A 13,342-nucleotide genomic window follows, 5' to 3' on the forward strand; every position below is an offset into this window, starting at 1 on the left:
CGACGTTCAGCTTGGGAAGCTGACATTCTGCCACTGAATTACTCCCGCAAAATGCCGGACAGATTTCGCAAAACCAGTGTTTCATGCCGCATGTTCACGGCGCTACAGCGCCATGAGATTCTGCCGCTGAATCACTTCCGCGTGAATAGAAGAAGCATAAACGCAAGCCTGCGGTCTGTCCAGATATTTCTTGTCTGGCGTATAAGTTTATGCGGGTGCAAATAACTGTAGCGCGCCACAGCCTGCCCTGCGAAGTCATTTCGACGGAGAAGGGTGTGGCGTTTTCCGCCCGCATGTGCGGGGAGGGGCAACAAATAAATATCCACCCGCACAACTGAGACCTTACGATTTTTTATTTTTTCTTCTTGACCGGACTTGTTTTTTGATGCATTATTAAAATAATAAGGATATATAACTATGAATGATAGAGGAGGAGGGTTCAAATATGTTCACTCTTCAAAAAACGGCGGTTATCTGCGGATTATTGCTGGCGGCGCAATGTATGGCGGAGAGGCATTATGTGGATGACCAACTCGGTTGACTTTGACGGGCGCGCGCGCATCCGCTACGGCTGGGTGGACATGGGCGCCTTTGAGCGCATCCACGAGGGGGGGGGGTAAACAGGCGGCGGGTCCTAGACCAAAGCGCGCGGCCAAACATAAAAAAACTAGAGAGAGGGATATTTCATGATCAAGAAAGCTGCAAGGGTAATAGTGATGATCAGTTCAGTGTGGTTATTTGCGTCGTGCGATAAAAACGATGCGCGCAAAAAGGAAGTGTTTGATAAGGGCGGAGTTACCTTTGACTTTCAGGAAATTTCCGACCGGCGTTTTGGGCAGACCCCCGGAAGCGGCGTTGCTAAAAATACCAGCCTTATGCCGGTTGAAGCAACAATTATGCCCATGGCATTTCTGGACAATGTTTTTTGCCTTTCTCAGAACGATCCGGCGATAATGATGTTTTCCTGGAAGCGCAATATTCCCAAGGAACAGTTCAAGCTTTCATCTCCGGTGTTGTGCGTGGAACTCCCCGAAGCCGTCCAGATAAGAGGCGTCGGAAAAAATTTGAAACTCATTTCTTCCGACGGGAAAACCATTGGCGGCAAGGCCTACAAAATTCATAAAATAGATATGAGCAGTGTGCGACTGCGGCCCCTCCAGACTGACGGTTATGACGAAAGCCGGGATTATTCCATGCTCCTCTTTGCAAACGCTGATGCGTTCACGGTTTTAGGAGATGGATCTTACCAGGTAATGGACGGGGACACTCCGGTAAGCGAAAAAAAGAGCTTTCATTTGAAAGTCATTCCGTCAATAAAAATGACGGGCAAAAAGCCTTCCATTTTCATGAATGGTTTTTATGTCTGGAATCACATGGCTTATCCGGGCGCGGAAAATAAAGAACTGCTCGGACGGTTTGTCAGGAATGCCGGGACGGGAATTGTTGCCGGCTATCTTGACCCGATGCAGGCGGAGGTTTACAGACACGACGGAATAAAAACCGTATTATCTGTGTTCCCTGTAAGAGACGGTTATTACATAAATCCTGTTCCTCTTAAAATAGAAGACAAGCCCGAATACGCCAGATTCCAGACGATTGTGAAGCATGCTTCAAACCATCTTAAGTATGGCACCTGTCCCGTTGCCGTTTACCAAGAGAGCGAATATTTCAAAAAATCGGTATTGCCTTATCTGGAGGAAAAACTTAAAGGCTTTGACGGGCTAGTTGTAAACTGGGAGCCTTACCACTTTGCCGGCAAGGGGTGTTTCTGCGAAAACTGCCGCGCCGAATTCATTAAATACAGCAAAATTCCAGAGGATGAGGTGAAAGCCGCGTGGCCCCGGGAAATGCTGGGCGGCAAAAAATATAATAAATTATGGAAAAAATTCAGGAGTTTTCAGCATGCCGAAGTGGTAAAGACGCTTAACAAGGCGGTGGATTTGTTTACCTCGGGAAAAATCGGCTTTGTGCCTGAAATATCATGGGTGACTATGGCTGATTCAAAGAAGGGCCGGGATGAGTTCGGCGCTGAATATGATCCGTTGGATTATGCCGCCGACTTGAAATATATCGATCCGTGGGGGCCGTATCCATCCTGGCATTCCTGCAAGCCTTATTTTTATACCAGGGGCGCGAACTTGAAGACTTTTGCTATAGCCCGAAAAGTCAGGGAGTTCGCCGATAAAAATTTTCCGGACACTGTCCGAAAGCCAGAACTTATCGCTTTTCCTACGGGATACCAGCCTTACGGCGAGCAATGGGTAACACAGCCCGAAGCGATCAGCATGGATATTTTAAGTTTTTTCCTTAATCGTTACAAGTCCTCCGCACTTTATCATTTCCCCAAGGGTTATGATAATCGTTATTGGGCCGCATATGCCAAAACTTCCGGCTTAATCGGCGAATATGAGGAGTATGTGTTCAAGGGCAACCGCCTTGACGGGATCGGCCTTAGTCCCGCGACCCCCTACCCGGAACCGATATTTGCAGGGGAGCGGCGATTCTTGCCTGATTTGCCGGATATGCCGACGCTGCAATCCGTCGGATACGCGCTTGGCGGAAAATGTATGATTGCCGTCGGCAATTTCTGGGAAAAGGGCAATGTATTTTTTAAACTTGCGGTCAAAGGACTTGGCGGAGACACCGGGTATATCGTGACGGCACCGGACAAAAAATGCTATTTTGCCGGAGAAAGAAATGATTTTCTCAGCGCCGCCGAATTGGAAAAAGGGATACTCCTTCATGCGGGAGCGTTGCGCTGGGTGTTTTTCGTGATTGAACCGCACAAAGAAAATACGGATTACGGCAGAAGAATTATGCAATCGGACGTAGTTGCGGCGATGAACGAATGTCTTCCCGATATAACCAAAGCCGCCGAAATGGAAAAAAAGAATGACAAGAAGAATGTTGCGGAAAATCATAAACTGGAATTGAAGGCGCTCGCAAATGGCAAACTTTCCTGCACGCCCGTTGCCGGTCCTGGCGGAGAGCAGCAGTTGAAATTCGCCTCCGGCGGCAATGAGCTTCTCCTCGGTCTTAACGGCATGGCGGTGAAAGAATGGAAAATAAACAAACGGGAATGGGTGGCCTCTGATGGCGAACTGGGGCTCGGTGTTCCCGCTTTCTGGGAGCCTGTCTTTTTTCCGTTGTCCAGCTATCAGGTCAAAAAAATTGAGCCCGGCGGCTCGGGAATAATTGTCTTTGCCGAACATCAGATCAGGATACAAGAATGCCAAACTTTGAGCGGTCTCCTTATCCGTCAGCGGGTTGAAGTCGGCAACGATTGTTCATCTTTAAAAATCAAAACGGAACTTGTTAACAATGCTTCCGCTGAAACTGGAATGGAGGACTTGATTGCGGGTTTCCGCTACCATAATTTGCCCGACTGCGGATCTGTAATCATGAAAAAGCAGTCTGAAAAGGTGTTTTTCAGCAGGAAATACGAAAAAAACATGCTTTTTGCCGTGCCCGGAAAGGAAGAAGCCGCAATGAAGATGAAAAAACTTTTTCACATTCCGGATGCTCCGGCCGCAATAACGGAGACTGAAGCTGTTTTTGTTTCAAGCAACGGGAAGTTTTCAATTACCATGAAAACTGATCCGGCATCATTGTTTGCCGGTTTCGCGGTTTGGGATACGCCTGATCAAAAAGCAGCGTCTTTTGAGCCGTTTTTCAGTCCTGTAACAATAAAAGCGCAAAAGTCAGCGGCTTTTTCAATCTGCTGGCAAGCGGAGGAAATGGAATAAGCAAGAAAATTCGGGCGGCATAGATTTTGTTTGATCCGGCCGTAATATTCTGATACCTTGCGCATGCAATAAATTCACATATGAAGTATCCGGCTTACTCCGGATATCCGTTACCCGCTCGCGGTCGGCGTTGTGCCGGCACAATCTTCACGCATTCGGCAGGAACGCCCCCATAACCTTCAGCCGGGACTGCAGTTCGCTGACGTCCACGCCGCGGCAGTCCGTTTGACGCTGAACCATCAGCGCGGCGGCCATGCCGGCCGCCTGGCCGGTGATGTAACAACCGGGCATGACCCGGATGGAGGCCTGCACGGCCCGGTCGGCGCTGACGCACCGGCCGGCCACCAGCACGTTGGCCAGTTTCTTCGGTGTAAGGATCCGATAAGGAATGCCGTAGCTCTCGCCCGGCCCCAGGCGCAGGGAAGCAATCTCTTTTGTGAATTTCTCGTAACTTTCCTTGTCCGGCCTGGCGATATGAATGTCAACCGGGTAAGAGTAACGGCCGATTTCATCCTTAAATACGGCGCGCGATTTGAAATCGTTGACGTTCAGGATATAGTCCCCGGCAATGCGCCGGGTCTCGCGCACTCCAAGCAAGGAACCGGTGGCGACAAGCTCCATATTTTCAAATCCCTGTAAATATTCCTTGTAATAACGTTCGTATTCCCGCAAAGATTTTCTCCCCCACAGGTAGGCCGCAGTCAGCGATTCTTCGTCAGTCCCGTCCAGATTGAAAGTGTGGCCGATATTGCCGCCGCCGAGCGTGCCGCCGACCCGGCACATGCCGGGCAGATGGCGGTCTTCCAGCGTGAAAATTTTGTCTTTGAAAGCCTCCTCAATCCGGCGGTTGCCCGCGCCCAGTCCGCCTTTTTCAACTTTTTCCCAGTCTATGCCCGCCCATAAAGAACAGAGCGTGCCGGGCATCATGTTGCCTTCCGCATCGCCTTTTTCGTAAGGGGCGCCGGCGAATGCGGCCAGGTCGCCGTCGCCCGTGCCGTCAATGAACACCTTTGCCCGGACGGCGAAAAGGCCCGACTTTCCGGCGCAAACCGCTTCGCGCACACACCCGTTTTCCGCGATCACGTCAACGAGCCTGGAATGAAAAGTAAATGCCGTTCCGGATTCCGTCAACAGGGCGTCGTAGACCCGTTTCAGGACTTCCGCCTTGATTTCCGTTCCGCTGGAAGATGCGAGCGGCAGAATGCCGGCTCGGATTGTCCCGTTGGCCTTTTGCAACGCGTCCAGGATTTCCCGCCCGATGCCGCCGGCCAGAAAATTAACGCCGTCGGTAAACTGCATAAAGGCCGGCACCATGCCGGCCGTGCCCATGCCGCCCAGGCAGCTGTGCGCTTCAACCAGGCGCACGGAACAACCCTGCCGGGCCGCGGTCAGCGCGGCGGCCACGCCGGCCGGCCCGCCGCCCGCCACGAGGATATCGGGGAAATAACGCACCGGCAGGTTTTTCTTGAAAACAATGTTTTCTTTTGAGGACATGTTTTTTTCCTTTCTCCTGAACCGGTCCAGGCAAGATGATTTGTTCTCTTTAACGGGAGAAAATAACAGATTTGGCTTTACAAAACCTTGAATAATTTCAATTATTATCTTAAAAAAACAAAGATTTGGTCTTTATGGAGACACATGAGAAAATCAATATTTCGGACCTGATGGCCTGGATTGAAAACCAAACCGGCGCCGTGGTCAGTTTTGCGGATTTGCGCGGGATAACGAACGAAATTCCAATGCTCCGCTTGCATCCGGACCAATATATTCATCACAGCCCTTACTGTGAATTTGCCAAACTCAACGGACACCTGGCGCAATGTATGGCCGACAAAAAGCAATCATATCAACGGGCGGAGAACGGAAAACCATTTGAGTCCGTCTGTCCGCTGGGTATCTGGGAATGGATTCAGCCTGTGTTTTTCAAAAGTGAGCTATTGGGCGTTTTATTTCTCGGCTGTTTGCGAAGCGCCGCGGGACTGAAACCCGCGGGAGGCCGTGTCTATCACGGCCCGGATTTGCCGGTTGTCTCGGATGTGTTAAAGAAAAAACTGCGGCAATATGCGCGTTTACTGCGCGACGTCATCCTGCTGACCATTGAAGAATGGGTGCGCGCCGGGCACCGGCTGTCAAAACAGAAACCTTTGCAGTTCTATCGCGATGTTACGATGCTGTTTATCCAGAACCATTATCATGACAGGACGCGCCTGAAGGATTTGGCGCGGCAGTTGAAAGTCCATCCCTATTATCTCGGCCGGATCATACGCCAGGTTACCGGCAAGGATTTCAAAACATTGGTGATGGAACGGCGGATCAATCGGGCAAAATTCATGTTCAGGTCCGGCCGGCGGAACGTAACCGAGGTGGCTTACGCCTGCGGATTCGGGGACGGCAATTATTTCAGCACCGTCTTCCGGCGCATGACCGGCCAGTCGCCGCGCGAATTTTTTACAAAGAATTCAGGCGCTGTTCCCTGTTTTTTGTAGGGGCTTCGCTCGTCGAAGCCCTCTGAAGGGGCGCGACAAGCACGCCCCCTACATGCGAAAAATAACAGTTGCGCAAAATCGGGGGTAGGAGACGAACCCCTGTTCGGTGATGCATCTGGTGTTTGGAATCGCCGCATGGGGATGCGGCTCCTGCGTCTATCAAATACAGTTGCCGCTTTTGGCGGACCTAATTTGAACTCACTGCGCGATCATCGCCGCCATTTTTTCATAATTGGCCAGGGTTTTCCGCGACAGGACGCGGCCGTAGGGGCAGGCGGAAGGCATCAGCACAAAACCGCGGCCTTTTCCGGAAGCGCCCTCGCGGACGGCGCGCTCAATTTTCAGCATAAAATCAGCCGTTTCCAGATTTTCCAGGTCATTGGCCTCAAGGTTGCCGAAGAGCACGAATTGATCGCCGTATTTTTCGCGGACATACTTAAGCTCCACGTCGCCCTGCGGGGGCGGCTCTATCGGGTCAAGCCCCATACAGCCGGTGGCGGCGATATGATCCAGAATATCCTTAATCCGGCCGTGCGCGTGAAGGCGCGCAAACCCGCCGTGTTTCTGGATCGCTTCCACCATCGGCCGGTCATATTTCACAACGTATTCATAAAAAAGATGCGGCGGCAGATAGGGCGGCGCGGCATATTCCGGACCGACTATGCGCCACAGCCTTCCGGGCAAAGCCTTGGCAACCACTTCGGTCCGCGGCTGTACCAAGCGGGCAAACCTTTCCAGCAAACGATGAAACAGTTCCGGCGCGGTCATGGCGATAACGGTGAACTGTTCCATGCTGAAAAGCTCGGCGGCCATGCAAAGCGGGTCCGGGGTGTCAATCATGACAATGCCGGTTTCACCCAGCTCGCGCTCCAGCTCCAAAATTTTCTGAATATCCGGCGTGCCCGAAAATTGCGGCTCCGGCAGTTCCAGATAAGCGCGCGCATCCTCCTCGTTTTTGAGGAGATGTTCAAGCGTCCAGACCGTATTTATATCCGGATCGCGTTTTGTGCGGCGGGTCAGGAGCCGCGTTCCGGCCCGCAGGGTAAAGGTGGTGAAGCGGTTGCCGCGGGAATCATGCTCGGTGGCGGTTGCGGTCAATTCCGCCGTCGGATCGGGTTGTTTGTCCCTGAAAGGAACGCTCCGCATTACGGTCCGGTCGGTCTTGTCGCGGGCCAGTTCAATGAGAGGTTTCCAGGACGGGTGCGAATAAATGTTGAAAGGATCGCCGCCGGAAACGTCTTCCGTCCCGTTTATTTCATAAAAATTCACGGCGGGCCGGTCCACCGGCTCCCCGCGCAGAGCATTCATGAGTCTTTCCCGCCGTGTCATATCAAAACATCCTTTCCTTCCTCCGGATATTCCGGCAGAATATCTGCCGATTCTGCGGTGAAACACACCGTTTCCCGGACATAATATTTATTCACGGCCGGATAACAACATCAATTATCAGCCGTTATGCGCTCCGCGCCTTTTTGCTTCCGGAACGAAAGCATCCTTGGGGCGCGGATCTACGGCCGCCTTGAAAATTTCAACTGGAAGGAATATTCGCGCTTCCGTGTTTTAAAATCAGGCTTGATTTTCAGCCCTGCCGCGGCAACAATGCGGAAGAAGACAGAATTTGGCAGGCAGCATTCTGGATAGACATCATTGCTATGCAAGCTTTCTTATTCTGGATTCTGGCGTCTGTCTGTGTTTAATATGGAACAAACCCCCCATCCCGGCGAGCATATCCTGGCGTTCTGCGGAGATGCCATTGCCTTCACTCTGCGCGTCCCGCCGGGAAGCAAGGGCCGCGCCTGGCTGAGAACGAACATCGGGCACGTGGACACGGCCCGCCTGGCCGTGATCGCCGAAACCACCCTGCGCCAGAAAAGACTCGCCGAGGACTGGTTTGATATCCCCATGCTATCCGGTGAAGACGAGACCTATTATCTCACCCTGCCTCTGACCGAAGTCGGCCATTTTGAAGCCAAGTCTTTTTTTCTGCCGGAAGGCGCCGGCGTCCCGGTCTGGCCTCCGGGGGATAATGTTGCCATTAACGTGCACCCCGCCGAATATTGCTGCAACAACACTCTTTACAATGCCTTTGTGCGCCTTTTCGGTCCGGAGCGGCGGCCGGATCGCTCCTGTAAAGATTACGCCCAGTATAAAAAATGCCTTCTGCTGGAAGATATCGGGTTTGCGGTCATTCCGCCTTCCGGCACATTCCGCGACCTTGTCCGCCGGCTGGATTTCATCGCGGGAGATCTGAAATGCCGGATCGTCATGCTCCTGCCCATCCATCCGACGCCCACGGTCTACGGCCGGATGGGCGAATTCGGCAGTCCCTACGCCGCGCTGGATTTTATGGACGTTGACCCCGCTTACGCCGAATTTGACCGCAAGGCCACGCCCATGGAACAATTTGCCGAGCTTGTTGACGCCGTCCATGCCCGCGGCGCAAAACTGTTTCTGGATATCGCCATCAATCACACCGGCTGGGCCGCCAAAATCCACACGCTTCATCCCGAATGGCTGGTGCGCGGGCCGGATGGCTCCATCCGTTCGCCCGGCGCCTGGGGCGCAATCTGGGCCGATCTGGCCGAGCTTGATTATAAACGGCCCGCGTTGTGGAACTACCTGGCCGAGGTCTTCCTGACCTGGTGTCGGCGGGGCGTGGACGGTTTCCGCTGCGATGCCGGCTACATGATCCCCGTTTCGGCCTGGGAGTTTATCGTTTCCTCGGTCCGCCGCGAGTTTCCGGACACGGTTTTTCTGCTGGAAGGGCTGGGCGGCCCGATGGAAACAACCAGATCGCTGTTGAACATCTCCAGCCTGAACTGGGCTTATTCGGAGCTCTTCCAGAATTACGACCGCGCCCAGATTGCCAATTATCTTTCCTTCGCCGCCCGCGTCTCGGCCGGCGACGGCCTCCTGATGCACTTCGCGGAAACGCACGATAACAACCGCCTCGCCGCCCGCTCCCATGTGTACGCAAAAATGCGCACCGCGCTTTCGGCGCTTTGCTCCAGCAACGGCGCTTTTGCTTTTGCCAGCGGGGTTGAATGGTTCGCCGCCGAAAAAATTGACGTGCATAAAAAAACCTCTTTGAACTGGAACAGCCCCGTCAACCAGGTTGATTTTATCGCCCGCCTGAACTGTATTTTAAGCTCCCACCCCGCGTTTTTCAATGGCGCCCGCCTTAAACTTATTCAACGCGGCGGCGGCAGCGCCATCGCGCTCCTGCGCCATCATCCGCCGACCGGCAAAAAACTGCTGGCGCTCGTCAATCTGGACGATAAATCCCCCCAGCCGGCGGTCTGGTCGGAGGACGATGCGCAACTGCGCGCGGCGCGCCTGACCGACCTTTTAAGCGGAAGGGAGTTTTCCGCCGCCGCAAAGGAAAATACGCTGGAGCTCTCCCCGGGCGAAGCGCTCTGCCTGACGCCGGACGCCGGCGATATGTGCCTCGTCCTTGAGGCCGGGAAACAGCCGCCGTCCGCCTGCCGGCAAATCAGGCTCCAACAGCTTCGCGCCAGAGCGTTGGCAGCGTTTTCCGCGCTGAACGGTATCAACGACATCACAGCGCTTGACCCCGATAAAATGGCGGCGGAGCTGGCGGAAGACCCGCGCGCCTTCTGCCGCAGACTGCACCGCCGCCAGGGCGAAGAAAAAATCGTGGAATGGAACTGGCCGGACGATATCCGGCGCGAAGTCATGATTCCGCCCGATTATTTTATCCTTGTCAGCGCTCCGGTTCCTTTCCGCGTTCAGCTCCGGGAAAGGCTGAACGTCCTGAATCAGCAGGAAGCACTCCGGCAGGCGGACGGAAAATATTTTGCGCTCTTCATGCCGCGGCCGCCGCCCGAAAATTTTCTTTCCCGCACGCTTGATTTTTCCGTCTATGCCCCGGAAGGAACCCGGCACGCCCGGGGCCATATTCTCTACCTGCCCGAGCCGGGCAAAATGCGGGTGAGGCGGGTATTCCGGCGCGATGAGTTGTCTCCTCATAATTTGATTTTCCTGGGCGCCAACGGCCGTGGCGGCATGCTGCGCGCCGCCGTGCGCTGGGGGGAAATCTACAGCAAATACGACGCTCTCTTGGCCGGCAATCTCAGCGCCGACCATCCCGAGGACCGGCGCGTGATGCTGACCCGCTGCCGGGTTTGGCTGGTCTATCACGGCTATTCGCAGGATATTACCATTGACCGCCTGGAACAGTTTGCCGCCGGCGCGGAGCACGCCCGCTGGCAGTTCCGGGTCCCGTTCGGCTACGGCAAAATGGTTTTTCTTGAGGCCAACGCTTCCATGCCGGCCGGATTGAACGCTGTCCGGCTTTCCTTCCGCAGAGCGCCGGCCGCCGCCCATGGCCATTGCCTGGGAGATTCCGAGCCCGTGCGCATCATCATCCGGCCGGATATAGAGGACCGGAGCTTTCACGAGAATACCAAGGCTTTCCTCGGTCCAGAAAATTCATTCCGGCAGGCCGTGCAACCGCAGGCCGACGGATTTATCTTTGCGCCCGCCCCGGAACGCCGGTTAAAAGTGAATGCATCCAAAAGCGAATTTCGTTCCGAGCCGGAGTGGCAATACATGGTTCATCATCCCGTTGAAGCCGAACGCGGACTGGATGCGGCCTCCGATTTGTTCAGCCCGGGATATTTCCAGGGCGAACTGAAAGGCGGGGATGAAATCGCTCTCTCCGCCCGGATTGTTACGCCGCAGGAGCCCGGGGAAGTTGAGGCTCTTCCGCCGCGCCGCGCGCATAACGAACATTTTCCGGAGGAAGAAAACGTCTTAAACGCCCTGGAGCAGGCGCTGAAACAGTTCGTCGTCCGTCGCGGAGAACAGAAAACCGTGATTGCCGGCTACCCGTGGTTCCTGGACTGGGGGCGCGATACGCTCATCTTTTGCCGCGGTATGATCGCCGCCGGCCTGACCGATGAGGCGCTCGGCATCATCCGTCAGTTCGCCTCTTTTGAGCAGGACGGCACCCTGCCCAATATGATCATCGGCGATAACGCGGGCAACCGCGACTGCTCCGACGCCCCCCTCTGGCTTTTTATCGCCTGCGCCGATTTAAAAAAGACCCTGGGCCGGCATGATTGGCTCAATGAAAAATGCAGCCGGCCGGGCGCTTCGCATGGCCGGAGGCCGCTGCTTGAGGTTTTGCGCTCCATCGCTCTGTCTTACCGCAAAGGCACCCCCAACGGCATTGTTGTTGATTCGGAAAGCGGCCTGGTGTTCAGCCCTTCCCATTTCACATGGATGGACACCAGCTTTCCCGCCGGCACGCCGCGCGAGGGCTACCCCATTGAAATCCAGGCCTTATGGTTTGCCGCCCTTGAATTCCTGGCGGAAATTACGGGCGAGCGCCAATGGAACGACCTGGCCGGCTTAGTCCGCGAATCGGTCCTTAAATTTTACTGGCGCAAAGAGGACGGGTTTTTCTCCGATTGTCTGCACGCCGCGCGGGGGACACCGGCGGACAAAGCGAAAGCCGACGACGCCCTGCGGCCCAATCAGCTCCTCGCTCTCACCCTGGGTTTGGTTCATTCCGGACCGGCGGCGGCCGGGCCGGAAAACATTTACGCTGAAACTTTATCGTCCTGCTCCCGCCTGCTTGTTCCCGGCGCAATCCGTTCGCTGGCCTGCCGGCCGGTCAAGCATCCCCTGCCGGTTGAATTGAACGGCCAAAAGCTCAATGACCCGAAAAATCCCTACTGGGGCAGATACGAAGGCGACGAGGACACCCGCCGCAAGCCCGCTTACCACAACGGCACGGCCTGGACATGGATGTTCCCTTCGTTCTGCGAGGCCTGGGCGGCGCATTACAGCCCGGAGGGGCGGACAACGGCGCTTGCTTATCTCAACAGCAGTCTGCGCCTGCTCAACCGCGGCTGTCTCGGCCATATTCCCGAAATCTGCGACGGCGATTATCCGCACACTTTGCGCGGTTGCGACGCGCAGGCCTGGAGTGTGAGCGAGCTTTATCGCGTCTGGAAGGCGCTATGCCGGGATTGAGACAGACCGGCCCGCATCTGTTATGCGCCGCCTTGATTTCCTTTTCCCTTCCGGTAATTTCGCCCGCCCAGAACACCAACGGCATTATCATTGACCAGGATGCCGGCCAAACCCTGGAATTGAAAGCAATTGAAACGCTCGCCCGGCCGGTCAAACCACGCGTTCACGGCGCCCTGACCATCGGCGCCGGGACCGACCTGGAAAACACCTTGAAAGACGGGGGCGGATATGCAAAAGCAACAAGAGAATCATTACTCCTGGGGCTTGATGTTCCATTCGGCACAAATACTGCCCTAAGCGGATCGTTTGAGCGCGAATTCAGCCAATACAACCTTGATCTGAATCCGTCTTCCATCTCCGAAATCGGCTCCATGCACCTGGCCGTTACCCGCTTCGGCCTGATAGCCAGACGCCGCCTGGATGAACGGTGGTCTCTCTTTGCGGTCGGAGACATTACTTTCTCAACGGAAAACCGCGCCGCCTGGAACGACGGCATGACCTATGGCGGGCTCATGGCCGTGCGCCGGCAGGTGAACAAATCGTTCGCCTGGCAGCTTGGAGTTATCGCGCGCACACACCTGGAAGACAAGGCGCTCTTTTTGCCCATCCCCGGGATTGACTGGCAAATCAACGACCGTCTGACACTGCGCACCGCCCAGGGCCTGACTTTTTCATATGACTGCATGGGGAACAAACGCTGGCTGTTTGATGTCGGAGGTAATTTTGAAAACCGCATCTACCGCATGAACGGCCGCTCGCAATTGCCCGACGGCCTTTTCATTGACCGTTCCATTCCCATTCTCACCGCCCTTACCCGCCGATTCGGAAGGATCGCGTTTGTTAAAATATCGGTTGCCACGCCCGTCTACCGACGTTATAAATTCTGTGGAAGCGATGGCGCCACATTGGAAACGCTGGACTCAAATTTTTTTCCCTGTTTCAGTTTTTCGGCCGGCGCGGCTTTTTAACCTGTTTTGTCAATTAAACAGTTATCAATAAAATTCTGCGCAAGAAGCGCAGGATTTTATTGCAAATATTTTCTGATTATGATCATGCTGGCAGAAGCTGACCGCGTAATAATGGAATAAGCGTCATTTTCTTTAATTT

The 13,342-nt window shown here is 54.6% G+C and carries 6 protein-coding genes; 4 read left to right on the forward strand and 2 right to left on the reverse strand.

Features of this window, described 5'->3' with window-relative positions:
• Nucleotides 1-686 precede the first annotated feature (686 nt).
• A complete protein-coding gene (locus PHP98_10155; GenBank protein MDD5483988.1) occupies nucleotides 687-3,746 on the forward strand; it encodes a hypothetical protein in 3,060 nt (1,019 codons plus the stop codon).
• 147 nt (nucleotides 3,747-3,893) lie between these two features.
• Here PHP98_10155 and PHP98_10160 read toward each other — a convergent pair whose 3' ends face one another.
• Nucleotides 3,894-5,240 (reverse strand): FAD-dependent oxidoreductase, encoded by a 1,347-nt coding sequence (locus PHP98_10160; protein MDD5483989.1) that lies wholly within the window; start codon nucleotides 5,238-5,240, stop codon nucleotides 3,894-3,896.
• A gap of 134 nt (nucleotides 5,241-5,374) precedes the next feature.
• On the opposite strand from PHP98_10160, the gene PHP98_10165 reads away from it, so the two are divergent.
• Nucleotides 5,375-6,232, forward strand: a complete 858-nt coding sequence (locus PHP98_10165; GenBank protein MDD5483990.1) for a helix-turn-helix domain-containing protein — start codon at nucleotides 5,375-5,377, stop codon at nucleotides 6,230-6,232.
• 198 nt (nucleotides 6,233-6,430) lie between these two features.
• On the opposite strand, the gene PHP98_10170 is transcribed toward PHP98_10165, so the two are convergent.
• The gene (locus PHP98_10170) at nucleotides 6,431-7,540 is read right to left on the reverse strand and encodes a uroporphyrinogen decarboxylase family protein (protein MDD5483991.1); all 1,110 of its coding nucleotides are present in this window, start codon (nucleotides 7,538-7,540) and stop codon (nucleotides 6,431-6,433) included.
• A gap of 390 nt (nucleotides 7,541-7,930) precedes the next feature.
• Between PHP98_10170 and PHP98_10175 the strand changes: the two genes are divergently transcribed.
• The gene (locus PHP98_10175) at nucleotides 7,931-12,235 is read left to right on the forward strand and encodes an amylo-alpha-1,6-glucosidase (protein ID MDD5483992.1); all 4,305 of its coding nucleotides are present in this window, start codon (nucleotides 7,931-7,933) and stop codon (nucleotides 12,233-12,235) included.
• Complete coding sequence (locus PHP98_10180; protein ID MDD5483993.1) at nucleotides 12,223-13,203, forward strand: DUF6268 family outer membrane beta-barrel protein; 981 nt, start codon at nucleotides 12,223-12,225, stop codon at nucleotides 13,201-13,203. The genes PHP98_10175 and PHP98_10180 overlap by 13 nt, the downstream gene beginning before the upstream one ends.
• The last annotated feature ends 139 nt before the right edge of the window (nucleotides 13,204-13,342 follow it).

This window comes from Kiritimatiellia bacterium, from assembly GCA_028715905.1.
Taxonomy (GTDB): domain Bacteria; phylum Verrucomicrobiota; class Kiritimatiellia; order JAAZAB01; family JAAZAB01; genus JAQUQV01.